Below are 22,330 nucleotides of genomic sequence, written 5' to 3'. Positions count from 1 at the left end.
TAATTGATAAAAGGATCACAGGATGAAAAAGATTGCTGCTACATTCTTGCTCACCGGCATCCTTGCTGTGGCAGGATTTGCTGCCCCCGCCACGGCAGCGTCGGATAAAGAGTCGAAGGTCTCGGTAGAACAGACTTCCGGATGGTGGCCGAAATAAGATCGGCCAACCTTAACTGCCCTTGGATAAGTAATCCTGGGGCAGTTTTGCTTAAGGCCCCGTGACGGGAAGTCGGACTTCGATAGTAGTCCCTTCACCTAATTTGGAGCGAACGTCCATGGTTCCTTTGTGACGATCCACGATGTCATGAGCAATAGCGAGGCCAAGGCCACTGCCGGGTACAGCACCGGAAGTGGCGTTCGAGGCCCGGTAGAAGCGTGTGAACAGATGAGGGATTTCGTCTTCCGGAACCCCGACTCCGGTGTCCGTCACCTGGACAATCACGCAGGGGTTCCCGTCGTCGTCGTCACCATAGGTATTTCCGACGGAGATCTTGCCCCCGCGGGGGGTGAACTTGATCGCATTGGATACCAAGTTGGTGAAGACCTGCTCCAGTTGAACTTCGTCAGCCATGACATCCGGATCCCGCCGGTCAAGGTCCAGGGAAATGTCCACTTGCCGCTGCTCTGCCAGGGGACGGAGTGCCGCCGTGATGATCCTTAGCGTGTGGCCCACCCGGGAAGGTGCCAGGTGGAGTCCGGTGGCTTCATAGTCCGGCTTGGAAACAGCGAGCATGTCCTCGATGAGCCGACGGAGACGTTCGGAGTTTCTGACGATGATGTCCAGCATCCGGTTGACCTCATCGGGAAGTTTCCCGCCTGACCCATCCCGGATCATGTCGAGGTAGGCGGTGATGGAGGTCAATGGTGTTCTTAACTCGTGATTCACGGTGGCAAGAAAATCCGTCTTGGCCTGATCCAGTTGCTGTAGTTGCCGGAGGACCTGCTGTTGGCCGCTGATCAGGTGTCCCTGGATCAGGCCGTAGGCGACGTTTCCTGCCACGTGCTGGATCATGGAAATCTCGGTTCGGGACCAGAAACGGGGCGAGTCGAGTTGGGTGATCCAGATGAGGCCCAGCGATGAGTTTCCTTCACCCACCGGAATCAGTGCCGAAGTCCGTGGGTTCATCCCGCTCATCCAGTCACGGAGCTCGAGATCATCCCCATCCCACTCATGGTTGCTGTGATCATCGACTATGAGAACGTCGCCTTCAGCCCACAAGCGGTCCGCCAGGCGGTGCGCGGCGGCCTCGGATCCTTCCAGGCCCTCGGTGAGTGGCGGAAGGTTTCTGCGAGTCCACTGGGCGGTTATTCGCGGAACGCGCTGGTCTTCGAAGGTAGTGAAAAGTACGCGGTCGGCCTCGAAGGTCTTGCCAAAGCCATTGACAACGTGATCGGCAATCAATCGCGGATCATTGGTGGTGCGGATGGCCGCAGAGACGTCCCGAAGCCTTTCGCGAAGCCGCTCAGCATGGTGGCGGGCCTCTGACCTTGCCGCAACGCTGCGGATGATGGAATCCGCCCTGAACACAAGCTCCTCAGGAGATGGAGGCTTGACGATGAAGTCCGCCACTCCGTGCCAATTGCCCGGTGCCGTTTTCACTCCATTCGCGAGGTCGACCAAGAGGAGGATCGGGGATGTTGTGGCAGCTTCCGCGAAGGATTGATCCAGCACCACGATGCTCGCATCCGGCTGGTCGGCCAACAACTTGGCAAGCGCCTGCTGGTCAGATGCGCTCGCAACGGCATACCCGGCGCTGCTCAACACTGCTCCCACGGAGGCCAGTCTTCCGGCATCGTGGTCGGCAATGATGGCAGTGCGTGGCATGGGCAACTTCTCCGCTGATTGTCTTACCACCCGTGCCCCCTCCGGTTCTGGTTGAGTTCATTGTAGGGCGACAGCAGCCGCCAAAAGGTGAATTGTTCACTTCCGACCGGGATGGCGTGAAGTGGCACGCCGTCCGCAACGCTCAGCAAACCGCCCCGGACCAGCCGAAACATCTATATTTGGACCATGCTCTCCGCGCTGAAAAAGTACCTGCTGGTTCCCAGGCTTGTATGGCTGTCTGCTGGTGCTCCCAAAGAACGCGGCGTCGCCTGGGACCGCTATTGGGCACGTGTGAAAGCCACGGGCGCCCAAGGTGAAGTCCTTTGGGACTCCGGCGGAGACCATGAACTCCTTGGTTATGCAGGAAGTCTGAAGCAGCACCTTGATCCCGGGCTGCCGGTGTTGGACATTGGCTGTGGAAACGGCACGCTTACGCGGTGGCTTGCACGAAACTTTCCGGCTGCGGTAGGGGTGGACATTTCCTCCCATGCCGTGGAGCGTGCCCGCAGCGAGTCCACGGGAATCACCAATGTGTCGTTTCTTACGATGGATATGACCCGTCCCCGGGCTGGGAGCATCGTGGCCGAGGCGTACGTGGCAAGCCCCGGAACGCATCCTCCCGGGCCGCAGGATGCCGACCGGCCCGAGGTTAATGTTTTCCTCCGCGGCGTGCTCCACGTCCTCGATGAGGCGGATCAGGCTGCCCTGGCCCGGAATATCAAAGACCTGGTTGGCATCCGGGGCCGCGTCTTCCTGGCCGAAACAGACTTCCAAGGCAATGCCCTGGACTATGTTTCGCATCTCGGTGCAACGCTCCGGTCGATCCCGGCGCCACTCGAAAGCGCCATACGGGGCCTGCCCATGCCCGGGCATTTTGGCGCCGCCGAGCGGCGGCGGGCCTTCCCCGATTCCGAGTGGGAAGTGCTCGAGGAAGGCGCCACGTTCATTGAGACCGTCCCCTTGAGGGATCCCTCCACGCCGGAGCTTATTCCCGGCTACTACGCGGCGCTCCGGGTCAAGCAGGGCTAGCCCCGACCCATGCTTGACGTAGGATCCCCATCAGCCTCCGAGGGGTCCGCGCGAAGTTCCTCCGGATCCGGATTGGGAAGGCCGGCCGGTCCGGTCGGCGCATCCGGGTTACCCAGGGGAGGGCTGTCATCTGGCAGGGTCTCCGGCCGATCAGGAGGCGTGCCGGGAGGGGGCTGTTCCGGGGTGTCGGGAAAACTGCTGTCTGTTCCGGATTGGGGAGGCCCGGATTGCCCCGGTTCAGCAAAGCCACCGGCGGACATGCCCTGGTGTTGAGGGTAGTCGTCGGTCTCGTCATCCATGGCGTTTGACCCCTCGCTGATGGAGGAGTGAACCTGAATGTCGTCGTCGCGCTGCCCGGGCTCAGGAGCGTGGGCGTCGTCGACGTGATCGGCGGTGCCCCCCAAGTCCTTCATGGCGTTCTCCGCGGCCTTTTTGATGTTGTCTCCGATGCCCATCACCAACTCCTCACGACGTCCAGCCGGCTGATACCTATCCGGCTGGGTGATTCGGCCTGTGCCTTCAGATTTATCAGCATGCTTACGATTAGTCCAGAGTTCCTTGCCCATTTCGACGGTTCCCTGCCCGATCGATGCTGCCGAACGTCGAGTGGGCAGGGAACCATCGAAACGGCGCACCAAGGCGGCGAAGGCATCCGTGCAGTTCAGGCGGCCCGCGCCGTGATGATCATCTCTCTGCTTGCAGGTTCCAACGGCTCGCCAAACCAGCCGCCGGATTGGCCTTCAATGACAAAGCCGGCGTCTGTGAGGAAGTCGGACAAAGTATCAAGATCGAGAAAGCGCAGGATGGTGCGGTCCGTCCTGAGTGCCGGACCTCCGAGCTCGGAGGTGGTCTCCGTGAACGTGACGGCATCGCCTTCCACGGACTCCACCTGGTGGATGATGCGCAGCTGCCGGCCGTCGGCATCTGTAACGTCTGTGGGATGGTCAGGATTCCACCTTTCCCAGGAGCGTACCCGCGGGTTTCGGGTCTCGAAAGTGAACCGGCCTCCGTCCACCAACGCCGCCCGGATGGCTGTGAGCGATGCCTGAATGTCGTCGTCGCTTACCAAGCACTGGAAAGCGTGGCTCATCATCACTGCCTGATGAAATTCCTGGCGCCAATGCATGCTGGCGGCGGTGCCTTCCACCCACTCGACGTCGTCGCGTCGCCTGGCCACGTCCAAGGCGGCAGCGTCAGGGTCGATGCCGAGAAGCCGTCCCTGATGGCCCAGGGCGCGGGCCCGATGCAGCATCATTCCGGTGCCGCAGCCGACGTCGAGCACTGACGGCGCCGCCATCACGAGGGAAAGGTAGAAATCGTCGCTGGGCCCCCACGCGTTGAGCACGTTATAGAGCTCAGCCGCCTGGGCATCAGAATAAGGGACTTGGTTGGTCATTCCTGCAGCCTAGCGGCAGGTCCGCCCGTGGCTGCCGTACGGCGGCCACGACACCGCAGCTCCAATTCAAGGGGCCGGCGGCAGCTGGGAAGGCACCCCGCTCACCGGGGCTCTGTATTGCCGTCGGCCCTGCTTCAATTCTAGAAGAGAATCGGCATTTTGCATCCGTGCTGCGGCCTCTTAGGGCGGGCCCTGAAGCGGCCTCGACAGGAGTCAACCGGCGGCCTACCGTGGGCCTATGAGTGATATTCCAGCTGATGACACGCCCGGGCTTGATAAGGACCCGGCGGCCGATAGGAAGGCAGAGAAGTTCTTACCTCCCGACGCTCTTTCACCCGTACTTGATCCCGATTTTGTGCCCGACGACGACCCGACGACGGCAAGGGAGAAGAGGGCGCGCGAACATCCCGAGGAGACCGGAAGCTGACCCTGGGCGTGCGGCAATCAGTCCTGACGAAACCAAGTCAGTCCTGACGGAACCAACTCAGTCCTGACGGAACCAACTCAGTGGGAGGTCAGTGCTCCCGGTGAAGCATGTTGGTCCAGCGGCCTGCCTTGTGCGGCCGGCCTGTGCCCGCCCGGTGACCGGAACGGCCGCGGTACTTCGTCCCACGCGTGGTGAATGGGCCAGCTGCTTTGGCGTTCATGCGGGTCTCGCGGTCGGACTTGTTGGGCTCCAGATCGATGCGCCTCATGATCTTTTTCATAACCCGATCGAGAAGATTTGCCATGGCGGAACCTCCATATCTGAACTGTTCTTCCCAGCTATATTCCAGTGTGGCACCGGTTGAAAGACGGGAGCAAGGCCTCGGAGCAGGGCATCCCCGAGTCGGCGACTAACCATTCAGGTATCGAGTTCCATCATCAGCGGGGGCAGTTCATCAGCGAGTTCCCGGGCCAGATAACCCAGGCTTCCCAACCGGCTGGCGAGCCGGTCTCCCGCCGCCGCATGGAGATGGGTGCCCCAGCAGGCAGCCTGGGCCGGGGTGGTTCCGCGGGCCTTCAGCCCCGCGATAGCCCCAGCCAGCACGTCACCACTGCCTGATGTGCCCAAGCCACCATAGCCGGTGGTGATCTCCCAAAGCCGGCCGTCGGGAGCGGCAATCACCCCCTGGCAGGTGACCACGGCCTGAAATTTTGCAGCAATTTCCGCTACGTCGGAGGTCAGGTCCTTCACGTCCCGGCCCAGAAGGATTCCCGCTTCTTTAGTGTTCGGTGTCAGGATCAGCCGCCCTGCCCAAGGAAACAGCTCATCCACCATCGGCGGAAGACAGCCCAGGGCGTAAGCATCGAGGACCATCGTGGGAGGGGAGGTATCCCCGCCGTCGGACGCTGCGCCGTCGTCCTCATCAGGACCGTTCACCTCAGCCTCAAGCCGAAGCAGTTCCCTCAAGAGCCTGGTGGCTTCTTCTTCGTTGTCGAGGCCCGGGCCTACCAACACCGCAGCAGCCTTCTGCAACGTTCCCGCCAGTGCTCCTACCCCGTCCCCTCGAACGGAACCCGCAGCCGTTTCGGCCAGCCCCACCACTCCTGATTCCGGCAAGGCGATGGCCAGTTGGATTGCGGCCGATTCCGCGACACCAAGGCTGAGCCGCCCGGCACCCGCACGCAAAGCGGCAAGACCCGCAAGGAGCGCCGCACCGGGGGTTTTGCGCGCGCCGCCTATCACCAGCACGGAACCGCGGTCCTCCTTGCTGGAACCGCCGCCCGGGAGAGGCCAGTTGCGCAAGAGGGTAGGTGTCACCAGTTCGGGGTGCGGGCTTTCAGCGGGGGTGGACATTGGTATCTCCGGCGTGTTCGGTCACGGGCACTCCGCCACTCACCAAATGTTCCGCTACGTTGAAGCTCTCCAAAGTCCACGGACCAAAACCGTCAGGGCGCACGAACCGCGTCACGGAGGCGTTCAGGACAGAGGATGTTGCGGCGATATCGAGGATCTCTCGTTCTGACAGCCCTTCCAGGATGTAGCGGAACAGGAAGATCACGGCGTCGTGGCAGACGAGCATGACGCGGCCTCCGCTGTGTTGGCGGTCCAGATCGGCGAGGAGCGACCGGAGCCGGAGGGCGACGTCGGCCCAGGACTCGCCGCCGGGAGGCCTGTAGTAGAACTTTCCCAGCCACCGGCGCCGCGCCGCTTCCTCCGGAAGGCGGGCTTCCACGCCGGCTGATGTCAGCATGTCAAGGATGCCCAGTTCGCGGTCACGCAAACGTTCGTCGGCCAGTACCGGCGCCCGCCAGCCGCCGCTGCGGACCGCCAGATCAGCCGTCTCCAGTGCTCTGGCATATGGCGAGGACCAGACGGACGTGGCCTGCTGGTCTTCAGGGAACCCCGCCAGCAGGCGCCCCAGGGCCAGAGACTGCTCGCGTCCGGTTGCGGAAAGCTTGACGTCGGCGTCCCGGGCCGGAACGTCAATCACGTGGGCGCCCTGTTGACGGGCCAGCGTTGCGGCGACGTTTCCTTGGCTTTCGCCGTGGCGCACCAGAAGGAGCTCGACGGCGCCCGGTATGGCATGCGGCTCTTGTATCGGGCGGACAGTCCGGGATTCCTGCATCGCTACCCCCTTGATCCGGGCCTCAGCGGCCGGTATCGCTGCCCCGTCCGAGGCAGCGGTTCAGGTAGCCCCACGTTACTACGGCCTCCTCCCGCACGTCTCGTCTTCGACAAGGCGCGCGGCCATTCTGAAGAGGCTCTTGGTGGCTTCTCGCCTTGCAATGCTCCTGGTGTTGTGATGCTCCTTGTCGGCGGCTAGGCTGGCAGCCCACCAACCCGTATCGCTTGACGAGTTCCGCAGAGGATGGCCTCCCATGAGTACCTACCACCCTGAAAATGATCCGGCTAATCCCGACCGCCCCGGGCGCGAACCTGCCGATCCCGGACCGGCCGGTGAGGACGCAGCAGCCTCAGCCAACCCCGATCCTGCGAACGGAAACATCACCGGCCTTGAACCCGGCGGAGGAGTGCCACCGGGAGAGACCCCGCCTGCGGAAGACCAGATGAGCGCCGACCAGGGGCATGACGAATAACTGCCAGCCGTGTCGTTATTCCGGGGACCGGCTCAGTTCCTCCGGGGTTTGAGTACCAGATGAGTCGCCGCCGGGGTCTGGACAGAGCTGACGACGTCGAACTCGGCCACCTGCCCAGCACCGGTACCGGGGTTCTCAGCTGTAAAAAGCGGAACGCCGGAGCCGATGAGCACTGGTGCGATGTGAATCCGAACCTCGTCCAAAAGGCCTGACGCGATGTACGCGGCGGCAAGCTTTCCACCGCCCATAATCTGCACGGGACGGCCGTCGGAGGCCTCCTTCGCGGCGGCCAGTGCCTCCTCCAGCCCTGAAATGAACGTATAGGGGACCCCGTCCCAGTCCAACGGTTCCCTTTCCTCGTGGGTCACGACGAACATCGGGACCGGCCACGCCGGACCGTCCCAGGCCTTGCCGTCGTAGCAGATATTGAACGTGTTCCGTCCCATGATCACCGAGCCGCGGTCCATGATGTCACGGGCAAACACCTCATCCGCCGCAGTTTTGCGGCCGAACATCCAATCGTGGATCTCCGCGGGATCCTGTTCATTGGTGGCGACGAAGCCATCCAGGGAGATGCCGATGTCCAAAATGGCCGGGACGTCTTTCCGAGCGGGCGTTGGTTCCGAGGGGGTGGTGTCCATTTCGGTTCCTTTGGTTGAAATCAGGCCTTGAAAACCGCGAGAGGGATCTGTTGCAAACCATACTCCTCTCGGGTTTTGGCCGAGCTCGCCGGCTTGCTTGGCGTCAGCGGTTGTGCGGCTCCACGCCGCGGGTCATTCCGGCGGGAACCGGCGTGGGGGCCTGCTGTGGAGCATCCTGCGTGGCAGCGGCTTGCTTTGGTCCGGCACGCTTTGGTTTGGGCGGTCCGCCGCTCTTGTTGAGTACCGCCGTCGCAACTCCTCCCAGGAGAAGCAGACCCCCGGCGAGCTCCGTCACCGATGGCACCTCCTGCAAAGCCAGCCACGCAGCACTCATCCCTACAACCGGCACAAGAAGGGTGAAAGGAACCACGGCCGACGGCGGGTATTTCGCGAGCAGCCAGTTCCAGATTCCGTAACCCACCAAGGAAGCGAAAACGGCTGTGTAAATCGCGCTTAGTACAGTTCCGGCCTGGAGGTCCAGCACCGTAGCCGCAATAGCATCCGGACCATCGATGACCAGTGAAAGCGCGATGAGGGGAAGCGGAACCACCGCACCGGACCAGACTACAAGGCCCAGCCCCGACGCAGCCTTGGCCTTACACGCGATCACGTTGCCGGCCGCCCACGAAAGTGCCGCACCCAGCACGATGATGAAGGGAAGCAGCGGAGCGACGGAACTCCGGCCAACCGCCACGATGGCCAGGCCGGCAACGCCCAGGACAACCCCGGCCAACTGGCGGGGGCTGGGGCGCTCACCGAGGAACAAGGCGGCAAGCAGCACCGTCAGAAGCACCTGGGCCTGCAGCACAAGGGAAGCCAGTCCCGCCGGCATGCCAAGGGCCATGGACAGGTACAGCAGGCCGAACTGGCCTGCGCTCATGAAGAGTCCGACGCCGATAATCGCGGCCCAGCTAACGTCCGGTTTACGAATGAAAAGAATCCAGGGGAACACCACCAGGAGGAACCGCATCGCGACGAACAGCAATGGCGGAACGTCCCGGCCGTTCGCGTGAAGGCCCAGATCGATGGCGACGAAGTTCAGGCCCCAAAGGACGGCGACGAAGGCCGCGAGCAAAGAATGGCGGGTGGTCATGTTACTCACTTCTCAAAAGAAATTGTTTCCGCCACCAGGCGGTCTGTGCCTTCAGGCTTGTGGTGATTTCGGCGTCGAACGTCCGTACAGGTCCTCGAGAGAGGTCAGGCTGGTCGGCAAAGTCATGGTCAGTCCTTGGTGTCGTCGTCAAATAGCGGTGTGGAATCGTGACCCACTCGTTCTGCCTACTTTCTCAGAGAGGAGAATGAAGCACCAGCGTTGATTTGCACCTTGTATCGTGTAGATTTACTTCATGATTGATATCGGATCTCTTCAGGCGCTCGCGGCTGTTGAGCAACACGGTTCGGTGATTGCAGCGTCTGAGGTGATGGGCTTCAGCCCATCAGCGGTATCACAGCAGATCAAGAAGCTGGAGAAGCAGACTGGCTTCTCGGTGCTGGAGCGGCGCGGCCGCGGTGTCCTCCTGACCGAGCGCGGGCTTACCCTGGCCGCGTATGGGCGTCGTATTCTTTCCGAGCTGGAAGAGTTGCAGTCCACGCTGCTTAGCGATCCGGCGAAACCGTACGGCCGGCTGAAGGTGGTGGCCTTCTCCACTGCTTGCCGCGGGCTCATAGGGCCGATGCTCGGCATGCTTGCCTCCTCCGGAACCGACCTCGACGTCAGTGTGCTGGCCGAGGATCCGAGGGAAGCGGTGGCGCGCGTAGCCGGGGGCGAAGCCGACCTTGGCATTGTCCACGACTGGAACTCGGTCCCGCTGGTGATTCCCGAACACCTGGTGCTCGAGTGGTTGTGTGAGGACATTGCAGATCTACTGGTTCACCGCAGCCATCCTTTGGCCGCGCGGAGCCAGGTGGAAGCGGCCGACCTCGTGGACGAGCGCTGGATCAGCACACCGAATGGCGCCATCTGCAACGAGGCCCTGCTACGGATTTTTGCGGGTCTGGGACGGGTCCCGGATATCCAGGTCTACGATCCGGACTTCTCAACCCACATAGCGCTCGTGGAGCAGAAAGTTGTTGTGGCCCTCGTTCCCCGTCTGGGCAGGCCGGCCCTTCCTGCAGACGTGGTGGCTGTTCCGGTAGCAAATCCCGTGCCTGAACGCCGGGTCGGCATGGTGCATCGAAGGACCATGACCGCCAGCCCGGGCATCCAGCATCTTGCCGGACTCCTGAGGGGGATCGCCGCGCCGGAAGCAAGCTGACGGACCCAGGGTTCCCAGGTCGGGTCCGATAGGGGGAACCACCTTCCCTTTTATCTCAGGACCGGCTTCAATGAGGTACGAGCCGAGGAAAAGGACACATGGGGATGGCTGTTACCAAGGCAAAGGGTTTGATTGAGACCGCGTTCGGGATTCTGGCTCTCTTCGCATCGGTTTTCGTCCTGCCCTTACCGCTGTACGAGATGGCATCGGGAGCGGCAAAAAACGGCTCAGTGATCCTGTTGATCCTGGGCCTGACGATTCTGATTTGCGGGCTTGTGTTGTTGTGCAGGGGGCTTCTGCTGCGCTCGCGAGACCTTCGCACGCCCCGCACCTACGATTCGTGGGAACCGACAACGTTAGACCGGGATCGTCCTGAGAATCCCTATCAACTGCCGCCTGCTGTCACGCAACTCCAGTCCGGAGGTCCTCTGGGCTGACCCAATGTCCCGGGTCACAGATCGTCTGCAACTCGCATTTGGCAAGGGCTTTCCGCAGCCAGATGGCAGGATAGGTCCATGCGCATTCTTATCGCCCCGGACAAGTTCAAGGGATCGCTCACCGCTGCCGAAGCCGCCAGTGCCATCGCCGAGGGAGTCCTGCGGGTCTACCCGGACGCTGTTGCCACCCAGTTTCCGATAGCCGACGGCGGAGAAGGGACCCTGGAGGCTGCGGTTGCGGCTGGCTACGAGGAAAGACTCAACGCCGTTGTTGGCCCCATTCTGGCTCCTATCGGTGCAGCCTGGGCTCTGCGGACCGAAGCCAGTGGCGCAGTAACTGCAGTGATCGAAACAGCCCAGGCTTCAGGACTGGCGCACGTTGAACCCACTCCACAGAACGCGCTGCGCGCTCACAGTTACGGTTGCGGCCAGCTCATTGCTGCTGCCTTGGATGCCGGGGCAACCGAGATTGTGTTGGGTCTTGGCGGCTCAGCAATGACCGACGGCGGGAGTGGCGCCTTGAGGGCCCTCGGGCTCAAGCCTCTTGATGCGGCAGGAAACATCGTCCCGCTGGGCGGCGGAGCACTTGCCGATGTGGCCGCAGTTGACGCCACTGAACTGGATCCGCGCTTGAGCCGCGTTAAATTCCGAATTGCCGTGGATGTCCGGAATCCCCTGTATGGCCCGGAGGGAGCCGCCCACGTGTTTGCACCGCAGAAGGGCGCCGACAGCGAGGCCGTGGAGCAACTTGATGCGGGACTCCGGAACTGGGCCTCAGTGCTCCGGGAAACAACCGACCGGGACGTCAACATTCCGGGAGCAGGAGCGGCGGGTGGGTTCCCGGCGTCGTTCCTGGCCTTCAGTGACGCTGCGCTGGAAGGAGGGTTTGCCCTCGTGGCCGGCCTGACCGGGCTGGCCAAACAACTGGCTGACGCAGATCTGGTAATCACGGGTGAGGGCTCCATGGACTCGCAGTCTCTGACAGGCAAAGCTCCCATTGCATTGGCAGCCGCCGCCCAGGAGCGCGGGATCCCCGTCATCGTGGTGGCGGGCCGGATCCTGGTCACCTTCGAAGAGCTGGCCGAGCATGGGGTGGTGGCCGCCGCGCAGCTGCTGGATGTTGCCCCGAGCCCCGAGGACGCCGTCGCCCAAGCAGCAAAATATCTAACCTGGGCCACAAGCCAGGTACTTGAAGGTGCCTGACTGGCCGGACGCTGCCCCGAGGCAGCCTTCCAGAGCCTTGGAGTCAGGATCCTGTCTCGTAGTGTGGCTCAGCCACCGGCTTTGATTCCGGCGATCCCTTTTCACGCAGATACACCGAAGCACCCACCAAGACGGCGACGGCAAGAAATTCGCTTTGCCAGTTCTGGAAGGACTCAAACCAGAAACGGCTCGTAACCAGGTAGCCCAGGAACGTCACCTCGGGCTGGCCGTGGGTGGCCTGCTCCTCGTTGTACTCTTCGACGCCTCCAACGGCGTGCAGAGCCATTGAGGCCAGGAAGAGGAGCAGGAACAGTATGGACAAGGAGTGTTCGTAGAGCTTGAGGACCATCCCGCCGCGCTTCACCGGCCACGGGGTATTGTCTTTGACCTTGGCGTCGCGGGGATCCTCATTCTGGGGGGCATCATCGTCCACAGGCTTCGATTCCGAGGATCCCTTTTGAAAGAGGAAAACCGTGAGGATGACGTACATGCCCATCTGGAGGAACTCGGACTCCCAGTTCTCAAAGGTCGCCTCAAGGAATTGCCCGGTGCCAAGGTATTCGATCACGGTCACGCCTGGCTCTCCATGGGCCAGCTGGTCTTCGCTGTAGCTCTGTGCTCCGCTGATGATCATGCCGCCAAAGAAGATAAGAAACAGCGCGATGTTGGCCAGCAGCAGGCCATGTTCCTTAACCCACTTACCCATGACTCCTCCTGAATGTGTCTTTTCATACCACCGCGGCGAGTCCGCCCGCAGCTACCTCTTTTCAGCTTGTCTGTGTAGATGAATCGGAACATACACCAGCAGGACGATCAGCACGGCCAGCAGCGCTCCTCCTGCGGTAAGGCCGGCGTTGCGGCCGGCGGCGACGTCGAACACCAGCGACGACGTCCCCACACTGAGGAGGGCAACGCCGCCGAGAGCCACCTTGGTGATCCTGTCTGCACTGGAAACGAGGGTGGCCTTGAGCCGCTTCCGGAAAAGGCGGCGGTGCACGCTGACCGGTAGCAGGATCAGGGCGGTGGTGAGCGCGGCCAGGACCACGTTGGCGAGATAGAGGCTCACCTGGTAGTCGTCCAGGGATTCGAACCGGGATTGGAAGGGGAGGGTGAGCAGGAACCCTGCGAGAATCTGGACTCCCGTCTGGAGAACCCGGAGCTCCTGGATAAGCTCCATCCAGTTCCGGTCCATCTGTTCTTCCACTGTTTCGTTCCGGCCGCTGCGTTGCGGGGCTTCGGGATCGGTCATGGCCTTCACCTCCGGCACTCTCGTCGGCCGCCAAGCGGTTCTAACTCTCAACCTAGGCTTGAGACCCTTCAATTTCAAGCAATAATAAGTTTGCTGACTAATTTCTGGTAAATGTGGACTTGTCCAGATAGCTGGGATAGTTTCGAAGAGCCGGGTGGGACCGGCCTCTAAGGAAAACCGACACGTTGGGTAGGTGGACTATGAGTGATGCAGGCAAGCAGCAAGAACAGCCGCGAGACCCCCGGGGAGGCTACCACTCCGGGCCGTTCCCCCAGCAGGAGCAAGAGCAGCCAGGCCTTACTGGCCCCATGGATCCGAAGCCGGATCACGGCGAGTTGAGCTACGAGGGCAAGGACCTCCTCACCGGAAAGGCGGCCTTGATCACCGGCGGCGATTCCGGGATTGGCAAGGCTGTGGCCATTGCCTTCGCACGGGAGGGCGCCGACGTCGCGATTTCCTACCTTCCGGAGGAAGAGGAAGACGCCCAGGACACTGCAGAGTGGATCCGGAAAGCCGGCAGGAACGCCCTGCTGCTGGCGGGGGACGGGAGGAGCGAGGACTTCAGCTCCCGGATCGTGGAAGACACGCTGGCTGAGTTCGGCCAGCTCGATGTTGTGGTCCTCAACGCTGCCTACCAGAAGAACCGGGACAGCTTCGAATCCCTGCCGACGGAAGAGTTCGACAGGGTTTTCAAGACCAATCTCTACTCGCTCCTGTGGACGGCCAGGGCAGCAGTTCCGCACCTGAAGCCAGGGGCATCGATCATTACCACCGCATCCATCCAGGCTTTCAATCCATCACCCCAGCTGATCGACTATGCCATGACCAAGGGTGCGCAGGTGGCTTTCACCAAGGCCTTGGCCCAGGAGCTGGGACCAAAGGGTATCCGGGTAAACGCCGTTGCCCCGGGTCCCATTTGGACTCCACTGATTCCCGCTACCGAGTGGCCGGACAAGCTGCCGTCCTTCGGCCAGGACACACCGCTTCAGCGTGCAGGCCAGCCCGCCGAACTTGCGGCCGCCTACGTGTTGCTGGCTTCCGAGCAAGGCTCCTACATTTCCGGAGCCGTGCTGCCGGTCACCGGCGGCAAAGGCCTCTGAGCCGCCACGCAGCCAACACGACTAGCCGCAGCCAATCCGTTTAGCCAAGGACCCCAGATGGCAACCGACCAGTTCAGAACCGACTAACAAGGAGGAAGAAATGAGCGAGGAGAGCCAGAACGATCGCGTCGCGGAGGAAGCCGGGGGCTATGGAACGCCAACGGCTGAGCAGGAAATGCCCCCAGGGGACAACAAGCAGTTTGCACAACCACGCGAGGAAGAAGCCTTCGACGCGGCAGGACTGAGCCAGGACAGCCCCGAGGGCGAGAAGTTCCCTGCGGAATCTCCGGATTTGAGCCAGTTCGGAACAGAGGACAAGGACAGTGCAGGAGAGCCCGGAGCAGGCCGCTTCGGAGGTACGGAGGATCAGATGATGGCAGAAAACGAAAGCACCGACCCTGGCTTCGAGCCTGTGCCCGGATCTTCCGCAGGACCCGGCAGCGCGGGGGGCTCTGGTAATCCCGTTTCTGCCCATCCCGATGAGATGCCGGAGCAGCAGCTCCCCGACCCCTCGGGGGATGACTCCGCGGACTATGACGATCCGGGTGCCGCTGTTCCCTCGGTGGAGGCCGAAATGGACGAAAGCAACACCGAGGACGCTTCGGGGCGCCCCTTTTCCTCGGAGCCTCAGCGGGACGCGGCCGGAATTCCGGATGGAAGCGGAACGGACCTCCCGGATGAACGATCCCCGCAGGATCGCGAAGGCGACAAGGAAACATTCGACGCCGGCTAGAAGCAGGAGTTAGACAGCGACCACGGATTCCTTAGGACCAGGGATTCCTTAGGAAGCAGAAGAAAGTGCCGGCCGCCCAAAGGCGGCCGGCACTGGTTGTTTTGGCTGTTCAGAGTTGTGTCTGTTCAGGTTGGTTTACGCGTGTGAGTACGTCAGGCAATCGGCGTTGTCCCGGCCCGGTCCGACGTGAACCTCAGGCGCCTGGCACATCAGGTGCTCGTTATGGATGCACTCCGTACGCTGGCAAGCCCCGACGTCGGCGAGCACCTTTGGCAGGCCGCCATGGACTCCGATATCAATGAATGTGGCGCAAAGAGCATGGTCTTCAGTACCGCCAACCGTAATGGCTGCCGCATTGCATTCTGAATGGTCGTTGAAGGAGCAGTTTGTTACGCTGCAGTCGGCGACGTGCGATGTCATAGCAAGATCCTCCGTGGTTCTGCCCGCCCCGGACGGGCGGCTGGCTGATTCCCACGTTAGGCCTGTTCGGCCTAATCAAAAAGACCCAATCGTGTGACGTATTTCCCGCCATTGGAACTACTCCTAACGCCGCTTCTTCCCTTGGCGCTTTACGCCGGCAGCGGCGGCTGCCTTGGCGGCAGGCGGCAGGACCGATTTGGCGGACGACGGTTCGGTCTCCGGTTCCGCCACGCTTCCGCGTGCCGCTGCAATCGCCTTCATGCCGTGGTAAATGATCAGGGCGGCCGCTGAGCCAAGGGCGATCCCAGTGAACGTGAGCTCTCCAAGAGTCCAGGTGTAGTCGGCGATGCCGATGATAAGGGCGACGGCGGCTGTGGTCAGGTTGATGGGATTGGAGAAGTTGACCTTGTTTTGCACCCAGATTTTCACGCCGAGGATGCCGATCATCCCGTACAGCATGGTGGCAGCTCCACTAAGGACACCTGCGGGAACGGTGGCGATGAGTTCCCCGAATTTTGGCGAAAAGCTCAGCAGGATAGCGAAGCTGCCGGCCACCCAGTAGGCCGCGGTGGAGTAGACCTTGGTGGCTGCCATAACGCCGATGTTCTCCGCGTAGGTAGTGGTACCCGAGCCACCGCCGAAGCCTGCCAGGACCGTTGCGGCGCCGTCAGCCATGAGCGCGCGGCCGGAGACGTCGTCGAGATTCCGGCCGGTCATTGCGGCCACGGACTTAACGTGCCCGATGTTCTCGGCCACCAGCACCAGGACCACGGGAACGAAAAGCCCCACCACGCCCAGATGGAATTCAGGGGTCTGGAAAGTGGGCAGCCCGATCCAGGACGCGGCATCCATCTTGGCAAAATTCACTTCACCCCGGGTCATGGCCGCCAGATAACCCACGACGACTCCAACAAGGATGCTCAGACGCCCAAGGATCCCCTTGAAAAGCACACTGACGAGGATGATCGTTGCGAGGGTGATAACAGCCGTGACTGGAGCGGCGTCGAAGTTGTTCTTGGCCGCCGGCGCCAGGTTAAGCCCGATTAGGGCCACGATTGCGCCCGTAACAATGGGCGGCATCAGGCGGTTGATCCAGCCTGCACCGAACTTCTGCACCACCGCTCCCACAATTGCCAGTCCGACGCCGGCCAGCACTACGCCGCCCAGGGCGCCGCCCACGCCGAATTGCTGTTGGGACGCCGCGATGGGGGCAATGAACGCAAAGCTGGAGCCCAGGTAGCTGGGAACCCGGCCCTTGGTGATCACGAGGAACAAGAGCGTGCCAATACCCGAGAAGAGCAGCGTTGTGGCGGGCGGCATTCCCGTGAGGATAGGCACCAGGAACGTCGCACCGAACATGGCGACGACGTGCTGCATGCCCACACCGATTGTCAGGGGCCAGGTGAGGCGTTCTTCCGGGGCCACCACTTCACCGGGACGTACGGACTTTCCTGTTCCGTGCAGTTTCCATTTGGTGCCGAGCATGCTCATGGCCAAGAGCCTTTCAGAGGGGTAGCCGCAAGGGCAGGGATGTTCGCTGCAACATTACCGCCCTGCATGCCTGGTTGGCGCGCGCCTTTAAACCAGCAGTGCCTCCGGCACGATGGGGGACACGCCGGAGGCACTGGGGGACGCGATTTCTGCAGATGAACTGCATGGCATGTGTCCGTTCCGTTTTCCATTCTAATCCCATGTCCTGCCCCATTGGCCAATTCCCGCTGCGAGTATTGCATTATGTGGAACCTCATTCTTGTCGCCTTCCTTGAACCCGTGGCCCTTGGCGGGGAGTTCCCCAGCGGGCGGTGGCCGCTGCACATCACCCTCGTGAAGTTCGACGTCGGTTCCAGCCCAGGCGGGGAAGCGGGAGGAAGAGATGAGGTCGCTGCGCGGGTTGTCGCCAGCGTTGACGGGGCCGTGAAAACAGCGCTGGGTACACGCCTTACCATCGGGGACGAGGCGGGGTTCGGCCTCCGGCAGTTGGTTCCCGTGAACGTCGTCGAACCGCATCCCCGCCTCCAGGCGCTCCACGAAAGCCTCCTGCGCGAGGTCCAGAACCTTGGTGCTGTTGTGTCCACTCCTGCCTACACGCTGCAAAATTACCGCCCTCATGTAAGTCATCAAGGTGACAGTCGACCTCACCGAGGTGACGCCGTCGTACTTGACCGGGTTGCGCTCGTGGACATGGCACCGGATGGCGACCGGAGGATCCGGCGTGTTCTGGAGTTGTGGACTAATTGAGTTGACCGGACTGACTGGCTGAGGAGCCATGGGCCGCGGCCCTCTGCTCACAAGCCCGGGAAAACGATTACCCGAATTGGGCCCATTTAGGCCCTGAAACGCTTATGTCGCGTTACTCTGATGGAGTGAGTATGGAAGCAAAGAACAGGGTCCCGGTCCTTAGCGATGTTGCAAAAGCAGCCGGTGTTTCAGTGCCGACGGTTTCCCGTGTGCTCACGAGCAGCAAGTACGTTGCGCCCGAACTGCGCGAACGGGTGATGAAGGCCGTAAACGACCTCGAATATCGGCCCAACAGTGCTGCCCGTGCCACAAGATCGGGCAAGCGGTCCATGGTTGCTGTCCTGACCGGCGCGACCTCAAATTACGGCTACGCCAAAACTATCGAGGGCATCGAGCACGCAGCGAGGAAAGCCGGATTGTCGGTCATCATTGCGGTGGTTGAGTCCGACAGCGAAGCAGCGGTGAACGCCGCCATCGACCTCGTCCTCTCCCAGCCCGTAGCCGGCGTGATCATTCTCGAATTCGACCGCCCCGGCCTGGCCGCTGTGAAGGCCTTCCCGTCGTCAGTGCCCATGGTTGTGGCCGGTGGCGGCACGCGCCGCAGCGGATCCAATCCAAGCGCACTCCTCGATGAGCGCAGCGCCGGCCGGGATGCCACCGAGTACCTTCTCTCACTGGGTCACAAGACCGTCCACCACGTAGCCGTTCCTACGATGGGCAAGCACTCGGGCCGCACCCAGGGATGGAAATCGGCGCTTACCACTGCCGGAGCTCCTGTTCCTCCAGTGCTCCATGCCACCTGGGAGCCTGCCAGCGGCTACAAGCTCGGCCTCGACCTCGCGGACCAGGGTGACGTAACCGCAATCTTCTGCGGAAACGACGACGTCGCGATCGGCGTCATCAGCGCCCTGCTGGATCGCGGACGCCGTGTTCCGGAAGACGTCTCCGTGATGGGCTTCGACGATCAGCCCCATGTTGCACTCTGGCGGCCTTCACTCACAACGGTCCGTCAGGATTTCGGTGACCTGGGGGCGCGCGCCTTCCAACTCCTTTCTGCGGCCGTTGATGGCGCTGACGGCTCTGCATCGTCCATCGTCAAACCCGAACTCGTCCTGAGGAACTCCACGGCTGCAGCCGGTTCGTAGGTCCCTTAGTTCCTTGAGTTGAGCCGTCAACGCTCCCTCACGTTTCGCCCTTTAAGTCGGGACGCTCCCTCACGTTTCGCCCTTAAGTCGGGACGCTCCCTCACATTTCGTCCTCCTTGCGACGGGAAGTGAGGGAGGGTTTGGGGAATGGCTGCGAAAGGTGAGGGAGGGTCCTGATGGCAGGGGGTGCTGTCCTCGGTCGATGTTTGACCTGAAGCCCACTTGGGCAAGGATGAATGTATGGCTGACATCATCGAGTTCCTCGAAGCACGCATCGCAGAAGAAGAGGCAGAAGCCCGGAGGGGACTCGAAAGCCGGGATCAGGTTCATGGTGCTGTCGGCTGGTTCGATCCTGCGCGGGTCCTTGCGGAATGCAACGCCAAGCGGAAGATCCTCGGCAATGTCCCGCTCGTCACCGATATTCCCACCCAGATCGGGGCGACCAGCGAATACGTCCTTATGTGCGTCGCCTCGGTCTACATGAACCACCCTGATTATCAGGAGGGCTGGTCCATTGATCCCTAGGGCATACTCGAAAAAACCCCGTTCTCGGACAGGTTTATATGGCATCACCCTCTTGTCAGATTGATGGTGTGGTGCTATAAGAATCTGTATCAGCGGATATACATCCGGTCTAAGAAAATGGATCCAAAGGAGGTATGAGATGTTGATGCTGAATGACCCGTTCCGGCAGCTGGACCGGCTCGCTCAGCAGGTGCTTGGCACCACTGCCCATCCCGCCGCGATGCCGATGGACGTCTGGCGGGAAGGCGATGAAATTGTGGTCGCGCTGGATCTTCCCGGCGTCGAGGTCGACTCGGTAGATGTGGACGTTGAACGCAATGTCCTGACGGTCCGCGCAGAGCGGAAGGATCCGGTTCGTGAAGGCACGGAGATGGTCGCTTCCGAGCGCCCGCGCGGTGTTTTCAGCCGGCAGCTTGTCCTGGGTGAAACCTTGAACACCGACCACGTCCACGCCAGCTATGACGCGGGCGTCCTCAAGGTGCGGATCCCGGTCCTCGAGGAGGCCAAGCCGCGCAAAATCGAAATCCAGTCCGGCGGCCAACAGCAGCAGATCAAGGCCTAATGGTCCCGGTCTGACGGTAGCTGTCTAACAAGCCGGGGCGGGGTGTCCGGATATGCCAGGGCTGCCTTTGAGGGCGGTTGGCATTCAGGTCCACGCCACAGCGCCTAGTAGCGCAATTGCAGGAAACGGTGTCTGCTCATCCCGCCCCCCAAACACACGTGGTCACTGGCTGACAAGAGCGGCCGGTGACCACGTGCTCGTTAGGACACATGTTCCGTAAGGGCGGCCCGGACCCGCACAAGCGTTGCTGCCCGGCACCGGTTATGCGGGGGAGGGCCGGTCGTGCGGGGGCGTGCCGGGCGAACGTTGAACGATCTGCGCCTAGGCTGGCCGCAGCTCCATGACCCGTGCGCTCGGGGCTGCGGGCATTGTCACCTTCAGCACCGCTGATTGGCCCGCTGTACCCGGCAGGATTTCGACGGCGGAAGATCCCCAGCTCGGGTAAGCCACGGAAACCAAGGGGTTTGGACCGAGCCATGCCGGCAGCGTGATCAGCTGTTCTGCCAGGCCGCCTCGGCGGTGAAGGGCTATGAGATAGCGGTCGGTCTCGGAGTCCTCATCTCCTGCGATACCCGGGAATGTTGCACCCTGGGCGATCCAGTGGTCGCGCCAGCCGGGCAGTCCCAGGGGGAACGACGGTTCCGAGGCGGCAATGCCGGTCCGCAGCCTCTTGTAGGCATCAATCCCTTCACGGACCACATCCAACTGGGCCTCGTTCAGCGTGTCGATGTGTCCCGCCAAGTGGACGCGTGCCAAGAGTGCGCTGCTCAGGGAGAAGGCCAGTTCCTCGGCGTTCATGCTCCCTTCCACTGAAGCCCACACTCCGGACTGCTCTGGCGCAATTGCCAGGGCGGCGGCTGCGGAGATAGGAGGGGTTTTGATGAAATCCTGCTGATCAGTGAGCGACTGGACGGGAAAGACTGCTCCCGAGGCGCCGTCGGTCCTGGAACCACCGGCCGAGCACCCTTCAATGGTGAGGCCGGGGTGCCGGTCCATCGCGGTGGATACCCACTCAAGGAATGCCCTGTTGTGCTCGAGCAGCCCTGCGCCGGCAGCGCCTGTAGCGTCCGTTCCCGCGCCGATGTCGATGTTGTAGTCGAGCTTCAGGTAGGCGAGGTCGAAGTCGGCCATGAGCCGGTCCACCACCTGGTCAAGGTGGGCGCGCGCTGCGGGGTGCCGGAGGTCAAGCTGGTAGCGGCCCCATTCCTTGATTCTCTTGCCCCGCCGTGTGAAGAATGCGTCGGCCGGAAGCAGGTCGGCCATGCGGCTGCGTGCTCCCACCACTTCCGGTTCCAGCCACAGGCCGGGCTTCATGCCGGCCTCGCGGATCTTTCCGATCAGGCCGCTCAGGCCGCCGTCGGGGAACCGGTTCAAGGACGGCTCCCACTCGCCCACGGAATCCCACCAGCCGCCGTTTTCGTCGTCATACCAGCCGGCATCGATACAGAAAACCTCCACCCCCAGCTTTGAGGCGGCCGCGATGAGCGGGAGCTCCTTCTCAGTGGTGGGATCCGACATCAGGCAGTTGAGGAAGTCGTTGTAGATCACCGGCAGCTGGACACTGTCCGTATGCGGCCGGCGGATCCGGCGCCGGTAGGCGGTCAGTTCAGTCGCCACGGCGTCCAAGCCCCCAACAGGGACTACGACGACGGCGGCCGGAACGGTTGTGAATCGCTCACCCGGGTTCAGGGTCACCGCCCACTGGTGTTCCTCGGCGGTCGGCCCGGAAACGGTGAGGTAGACGTCGTCGTAACGGTCCCCGAGTTCATAGTGCCAGGCCCCGTTGTTCTCCACCTGCCAGCCGATCATACGGCCGGTATCCAGGTCCTCGAGGATCCCCAGGGGCAGCTGTTCGCCAGTGGACCACGCCCCTGTGGACGTCGTGACAATCCGGTTTTTGGAGCCCACCTGGTTGTACTGCACCATCCCGACGTTGTAGAGACCGTGTTCAGCCAGCGTCGAACGGCGCCAGCGGAACTCGCCGGACCATGGATTGGCCGCTTCCCAAAGCCCGAAGCGCTCCTCCCAGTCGGTTCCATGCCCCAAGCCGGACAACGTCAGGGACGAGATGTACTCGAGTTCGACGGCGGCGGCGCCGGCCCGGACTTCTGTCCAGCACCGGAGGACTGCCGAGCCGTCGGAAAGTTCATAGAAAACTGAAACTTCGACGCCGGAGACAGCGTCGCTGGCGTCAATCTGAAGGCGATTGCCGCCGTCGTACTCGCTGCGGACAACCGCCGTGAGTCGCAAACCCTGGGCTGCCCGGCCGTCCACATGCCGTTTTCCAGCGGTACCGTGCCGGCCGTCCCCAGCCAAGGCGAGTTCCACCAACGGCAGTGCTGAGCGGCGCAAACCGGCAAGGTCCGGAACAGGCTCGCTGGCGTGGTGAAGGGCTAGCAGGCGGGGCGCCGTGTCCTCTCCATGAAGGATGTGCAACTGAATGCAGCTGTTTCCCCACGTGAGGATCTCGCCGCCTTCCGGTACCTCGAGGGTGGGCGGTTTGTCCTCGACATCCGGAGGGAGGTGAGTAAGGGTCATGGTGGCTCCT

26 protein-coding genes are annotated in these 22,330 nt (G+C 62.2%); 13 read left to right on the top strand and 13 right to left on the bottom strand.

Going from position 1 to position 22,330, the window contains the following annotated elements:
* The first annotated feature begins 22 nt into the window (after positions 1 to 22).
* Positions 23 to 157, top strand: coding sequence for a hypothetical protein (locus MU551_RS23285; protein WP_281506927.1), 135 nt, complete (start codon positions 23 to 25; stop codon positions 155 to 157).
* A 51-nt stretch (positions 158 to 208) separates the two neighbouring features.
* Here MU551_RS23285 and MU551_RS06095 read toward each other — a convergent pair whose 3' ends face one another.
* Complete coding sequence (locus MU551_RS06095; RefSeq protein ID WP_247041594.1) at positions 209 to 1,825, bottom strand: sensor histidine kinase; 1,617 nt, start codon at positions 1,823 to 1,825, stop codon at positions 209 to 211.
* A gap of 186 nt (positions 1,826 to 2,011) precedes the next feature.
* On the opposite strand from MU551_RS06095, the gene MU551_RS06090 reads away from it, so the two are divergent.
* Positions 2,012 to 2,854, top strand: coding sequence for a class I SAM-dependent methyltransferase (locus MU551_RS06090; RefSeq protein ID WP_247041593.1), 843 nt, complete (start codon positions 2,012 to 2,014; stop codon positions 2,852 to 2,854).
* Here MU551_RS06090 and MU551_RS06085 read toward each other — a convergent pair.
* Entirely contained in the window at positions 2,851 to 3,309 is a 459-nt protein-coding gene (locus tag MU551_RS06085) for a hypothetical protein (RefSeq protein ID WP_247041592.1), read from the bottom strand. The genes MU551_RS06090 and MU551_RS06085 overlap by 4 nt on opposite strands.
* 206 nt (positions 3,310 to 3,515) lie before the next feature.
* Positions 3,516 to 4,250, bottom strand: a complete 735-nt coding sequence (locus tag MU551_RS06080; RefSeq protein ID WP_247041590.1) for a class I SAM-dependent methyltransferase — start codon at positions 4,248 to 4,250, stop codon at positions 3,516 to 3,518.
* Positions 4,251 to 4,488: 238 nt separating this feature from the next.
* On the opposite strand from MU551_RS06080, the gene MU551_RS06075 reads away from it, so the two are divergent.
* On the top strand, positions 4,489 to 4,677 hold the full coding sequence (locus MU551_RS06075; RefSeq protein ID WP_247041588.1) for a hypothetical protein: 189 nt from the start codon (positions 4,489 to 4,491) through the stop codon (positions 4,675 to 4,677).
* An 88-nt stretch (positions 4,678 to 4,765) separates the two neighbouring features.
* Here MU551_RS06075 and MU551_RS06070 read toward each other — a convergent pair whose 3' ends face one another.
* From MU551_RS06070 to MU551_RS06060, 3 genes are all read right to left on the bottom strand, one after another.
* Positions 4,766 to 4,981, bottom strand: coding sequence for a hypothetical protein (locus MU551_RS06070; protein WP_247041587.1), 216 nt, complete (start codon positions 4,979 to 4,981; stop codon positions 4,766 to 4,768).
* Between the two features lie 113 nt (positions 4,982 to 5,094).
* Positions 5,095 to 6,030 carry an NAD(P)H-hydrate dehydratase gene (locus tag MU551_RS06065; RefSeq protein ID WP_247041584.1) on the bottom strand — a complete coding sequence of 312 codons (936 nt, stop codon included), beginning with the start codon at positions 6,028 to 6,030 and terminating at the stop codon, positions 5,095 to 5,097.
* On the bottom strand, positions 6,014 to 6,802 hold the full coding sequence (locus MU551_RS06060) for a histidine phosphatase family protein (RefSeq protein ID WP_247041582.1): 789 nt from the start codon (positions 6,800 to 6,802) through the stop codon (positions 6,014 to 6,016). The genes MU551_RS06065 and MU551_RS06060 overlap by 17 nt, the downstream gene beginning before the upstream one ends.
* Before the next feature lie 253 nt (positions 6,803 to 7,055).
* Here MU551_RS06060 and MU551_RS06055 point away from each other — a divergent pair, with 253 nt between their 5' ends.
* Positions 7,056 to 7,274, top strand: coding sequence for a DUF6480 family protein (locus MU551_RS06055; protein WP_247041580.1), 219 nt, complete (start codon positions 7,056 to 7,058; stop codon positions 7,272 to 7,274).
* Positions 7,275 to 7,306: 32 nt separating this feature from the next.
* Here the strand turns inward: MU551_RS06055 and MU551_RS06050 are convergent, their stop codons facing one another.
* Together MU551_RS06050 and MU551_RS06045 are read right to left on the bottom strand one after the other, a co-directional pair.
* A complete protein-coding gene (locus MU551_RS06050; protein WP_247041578.1) occupies positions 7,307 to 7,915 on the bottom strand; it encodes a dihydrofolate reductase family protein in 609 nt (202 codons plus the stop codon).
* A 103-nt stretch (positions 7,916 to 8,018) separates the two neighbouring features.
* Complete coding sequence (locus MU551_RS06045) at positions 8,019 to 9,008, bottom strand: EamA family transporter (protein WP_247041576.1); 990 nt, start codon at positions 9,006 to 9,008, stop codon at positions 8,019 to 8,021.
* A gap of 253 nt (positions 9,009 to 9,261) precedes the next feature.
* Here MU551_RS06045 and MU551_RS06040 point away from each other — a divergent pair, with 253 nt between their 5' ends.
* From MU551_RS06040 to MU551_RS06030, 3 genes are all read left to right on the top strand, one after another.
* Positions 9,262 to 10,170 (top strand): LysR family transcriptional regulator, encoded by a 909-nt coding sequence (locus MU551_RS06040; protein ID WP_247041573.1) that lies wholly within the window; start codon positions 9,262 to 9,264, stop codon positions 10,168 to 10,170.
* Between the two features lie 104 nt (positions 10,171 to 10,274).
* Complete coding sequence (locus tag MU551_RS06035; RefSeq protein WP_247041572.1) at positions 10,275 to 10,607, top strand: hypothetical protein; 333 nt, start codon at positions 10,275 to 10,277, stop codon at positions 10,605 to 10,607.
* A gap of 78 nt (positions 10,608 to 10,685) precedes the next feature.
* Positions 10,686 to 11,810, top strand: a complete 1,125-nt coding sequence (locus MU551_RS06030) for a glycerate kinase (RefSeq protein WP_247041570.1) — start codon at positions 10,686 to 10,688, stop codon at positions 11,808 to 11,810.
* Between the two features lie 43 nt (positions 11,811 to 11,853).
* On the opposite strand, the gene MU551_RS06025 is transcribed toward MU551_RS06030, so the two are convergent.
* Positions 11,854 to 12,516: a DUF6766 family protein gene (locus MU551_RS06025; protein ID WP_247041567.1), complete on the bottom strand. Its 663-nt coding sequence runs from the start codon at positions 12,514 to 12,516 to the stop codon at positions 11,854 to 11,856.
* Positions 12,517 to 12,567: 51 nt separating this feature from the next.
* Positions 12,568 to 13,059: a DUF6328 family protein gene (locus MU551_RS06020; RefSeq protein ID WP_247041566.1), complete on the bottom strand. Its 492-nt coding sequence runs from the start codon at positions 13,057 to 13,059 to the stop codon at positions 12,568 to 12,570.
* Positions 13,060 to 13,259: 200 nt separating this feature from the next.
* On the opposite strand from MU551_RS06020, the gene MU551_RS06015 reads away from it, so the two are divergent.
* Positions 13,260 to 14,159, top strand: a complete 900-nt coding sequence (locus tag MU551_RS06015; protein ID WP_247041564.1) for an SDR family oxidoreductase — start codon at positions 13,260 to 13,262, stop codon at positions 14,157 to 14,159.
* A 100-nt stretch (positions 14,160 to 14,259) separates the two neighbouring features.
* Positions 14,260 to 14,892: a hypothetical protein gene (locus MU551_RS06010; protein WP_247041562.1), complete on the top strand. Its 633-nt coding sequence runs from the start codon at positions 14,260 to 14,262 to the stop codon at positions 14,890 to 14,892.
* A 135-nt stretch (positions 14,893 to 15,027) separates the two neighbouring features.
* On the opposite strand, the gene MU551_RS06005 is transcribed toward MU551_RS06010, so the two are convergent.
* Positions 15,028 to 15,312, bottom strand: coding sequence for a DUF1540 domain-containing protein (locus tag MU551_RS06005; RefSeq protein WP_247041560.1), 285 nt, complete (start codon positions 15,310 to 15,312; stop codon positions 15,028 to 15,030).
* 123 nt (positions 15,313 to 15,435) lie between these two features.
* Positions 15,436 to 16,803: a uracil-xanthine permease family protein gene (locus tag MU551_RS06000; protein WP_247041558.1), complete on the bottom strand. Its 1,368-nt coding sequence runs from the start codon at positions 16,801 to 16,803 to the stop codon at positions 15,436 to 15,438.
* A 243-nt stretch (positions 16,804 to 17,046) separates the two neighbouring features.
* Between MU551_RS06000 and MU551_RS05995 the strand changes: the two genes are divergently transcribed.
* The 4 genes from MU551_RS05995 to MU551_RS05980 all read left to right on the top strand — a co-directional run bounded on the left by MU551_RS05995 (position 17,047) and on the right by MU551_RS05980 (position 19,782).
* On the top strand, positions 17,047 to 17,550 hold the full coding sequence (locus tag MU551_RS05995; protein ID WP_247041556.1) for a 2'-5' RNA ligase family protein: 504 nt from the start codon (positions 17,047 to 17,049) through the stop codon (positions 17,548 to 17,550).
* 131 nt (positions 17,551 to 17,681) lie between these two features.
* Positions 17,682 to 18,695 (top strand): LacI family DNA-binding transcriptional regulator, encoded by a 1,014-nt coding sequence (locus MU551_RS05990; RefSeq protein ID WP_247041836.1) that lies wholly within the window; start codon positions 17,682 to 17,684, stop codon positions 18,693 to 18,695.
* A 240-nt stretch (positions 18,696 to 18,935) separates the two neighbouring features.
* The gene (locus tag MU551_RS05985) at positions 18,936 to 19,220 is read left to right on the top strand and encodes a DUF6221 family protein (RefSeq protein WP_247041554.1); all 285 of its coding nucleotides are present in this window, start codon (positions 18,936 to 18,938) and stop codon (positions 19,218 to 19,220) included.
* Positions 19,221 to 19,359: 139 nt separating this feature from the next.
* Entirely contained in the window at positions 19,360 to 19,782 is a 423-nt protein-coding gene (locus MU551_RS05980) for an Hsp20/alpha crystallin family protein (RefSeq protein ID WP_247041546.1), read from the top strand.
* Positions 19,783 to 20,103: 321 nt separating this feature from the next.
* Here the strand turns inward: MU551_RS05980 and MU551_RS05975 are convergent, their stop codons facing one another.
* On the bottom strand, positions 20,104 to 22,320 hold the full coding sequence (locus MU551_RS05975; protein ID WP_247041544.1) for a glycoside hydrolase family 36 protein: 2,217 nt from the start codon (positions 22,318 to 22,320) through the stop codon (positions 20,104 to 20,106).
* Between the last annotated feature and the right edge of the window lie 10 nt (positions 22,321 to 22,330).

This window comes from Arthrobacter rhizosphaerae, assembly GCF_023062595.1.
GTDB classification, from domain to species: domain Bacteria; phylum Actinomycetota; class Actinomycetes; order Actinomycetales; family Micrococcaceae; genus Arthrobacter; species Arthrobacter rhizosphaerae.
The sequence above is the reverse complement of the archived record's forward strand: the minus strand, read 5'-3'. Positions and strand labels throughout refer to the sequence as shown.

What these genes read in the sequence shown, in the direction of transcription:
- MU551_RS23285 (WP_281506927.1), top strand. Translation starts at nt 23, where the DNA reads ATGAAAAAGATTGCTGCTACATTCTTGCTCACCGGCATCCTTGCTGTG.
- MU551_RS06095 (WP_247041594.1), bottom strand. Translation starts at nt 1,825, where the DNA reads ATGCCACGCACTGCCATCATTGCCGACCACGATGCCGGAAGACTGGCC.
- MU551_RS06090 (WP_247041593.1), top strand. Translation starts at nt 2,012, where the DNA reads ATGCTCTCCGCGCTGAAAAAGTACCTGCTGGTTCCCAGGCTTGTATGG.
- MU551_RS06085 (WP_247041592.1), bottom strand. Translation starts at nt 3,309, where the DNA reads ATGGGCATCGGAGACAACATCAAAAAGGCCGCGGAGAACGCCATGAAG.
- MU551_RS06080 (WP_247041590.1), bottom strand. Translation starts at nt 4,250, where the DNA reads ATGACCAACCAAGTCCCTTATTCTGATGCCCAGGCGGCTGAGCTCTAT.
- MU551_RS06075 (WP_247041588.1), top strand. Translation starts at nt 4,489, where the DNA reads ATGAGTGATATTCCAGCTGATGACACGCCCGGGCTTGATAAGGACCCG.
- MU551_RS06070 (WP_247041587.1), bottom strand. Translation starts at nt 4,981, where the DNA reads ATGGCAAATCTTCTCGATCGGGTTATGAAAAAGATCATGAGGCGCATC.
- MU551_RS06065 (WP_247041584.1), bottom strand. Translation starts at nt 6,030, where the DNA reads ATGTCCACCCCCGCTGAAAGCCCGCACCCCGAACTGGTGACACCTACC.
- MU551_RS06060 (WP_247041582.1), bottom strand. Translation starts at nt 6,802, where the DNA reads ATGCAGGAATCCCGGACTGTCCGCCCGATACAAGAGCCGCATGCCATA.
- MU551_RS06055 (WP_247041580.1), top strand. Translation starts at nt 7,056, where the DNA reads ATGAGTACCTACCACCCTGAAAATGATCCGGCTAATCCCGACCGCCCC.
- MU551_RS06050 (WP_247041578.1), bottom strand. Translation starts at nt 7,915, where the DNA reads ATGGACACCACCCCCTCGGAACCAACGCCCGCTCGGAAAGACGTCCCG.
- MU551_RS06045 (WP_247041576.1), bottom strand. Translation starts at nt 9,008, where the DNA reads ATGACCACCCGCCATTCTTTGCTCGCGGCCTTCGTCGCCGTCCTTTGG.
- MU551_RS06040 (WP_247041573.1), top strand. Translation starts at nt 9,262, where the DNA reads ATGATTGATATCGGATCTCTTCAGGCGCTCGCGGCTGTTGAGCAACAC.
- MU551_RS06035 (WP_247041572.1), top strand. Translation starts at nt 10,275, where the DNA reads ATGGCTGTTACCAAGGCAAAGGGTTTGATTGAGACCGCGTTCGGGATT.
- MU551_RS06030 (WP_247041570.1), top strand. Translation starts at nt 10,686, where the DNA reads ATGCGCATTCTTATCGCCCCGGACAAGTTCAAGGGATCGCTCACCGCT.
- MU551_RS06025 (WP_247041567.1), bottom strand. Translation starts at nt 12,516, where the DNA reads ATGGGTAAGTGGGTTAAGGAACATGGCCTGCTGCTGGCCAACATCGCG.
- MU551_RS06020 (WP_247041566.1), bottom strand. Translation starts at nt 13,059, where the DNA reads ATGACCGATCCCGAAGCCCCGCAACGCAGCGGCCGGAACGAAACAGTG.
- MU551_RS06015 (WP_247041564.1), top strand. Translation starts at nt 13,260, where the DNA reads ATGAGTGATGCAGGCAAGCAGCAAGAACAGCCGCGAGACCCCCGGGGA.
- MU551_RS06010 (WP_247041562.1), top strand. Translation starts at nt 14,260, where the DNA reads ATGAGCGAGGAGAGCCAGAACGATCGCGTCGCGGAGGAAGCCGGGGGC.
- MU551_RS06005 (WP_247041560.1), bottom strand. Translation starts at nt 15,312, where the DNA reads ATGACATCGCACGTCGCCGACTGCAGCGTAACAAACTGCTCCTTCAAC.
- MU551_RS06000 (WP_247041558.1), bottom strand. Translation starts at nt 16,803, where the DNA reads ATGAGCATGCTCGGCACCAAATGGAAACTGCACGGAACAGGAAAGTCC.
- MU551_RS05995 (WP_247041556.1), top strand. Translation starts at nt 17,047, where the DNA reads ATGTGGAACCTCATTCTTGTCGCCTTCCTTGAACCCGTGGCCCTTGGC.
- MU551_RS05990 (WP_247041836.1), top strand. Translation starts at nt 17,682, where the DNA reads ATGGAAGCAAAGAACAGGGTCCCGGTCCTTAGCGATGTTGCAAAAGCA.
- MU551_RS05985 (WP_247041554.1), top strand. Translation starts at nt 18,936, where the DNA reads ATGGCTGACATCATCGAGTTCCTCGAAGCACGCATCGCAGAAGAAGAG.
- MU551_RS05980 (WP_247041546.1), top strand. Translation starts at nt 19,360, where the DNA reads ATGTTGATGCTGAATGACCCGTTCCGGCAGCTGGACCGGCTCGCTCAG.
- MU551_RS05975 (WP_247041544.1), bottom strand. Translation starts at nt 22,320, where the DNA reads ATGACCCTTACTCACCTCCCTCCGGATGTCGAGGACAAACCGCCCACC.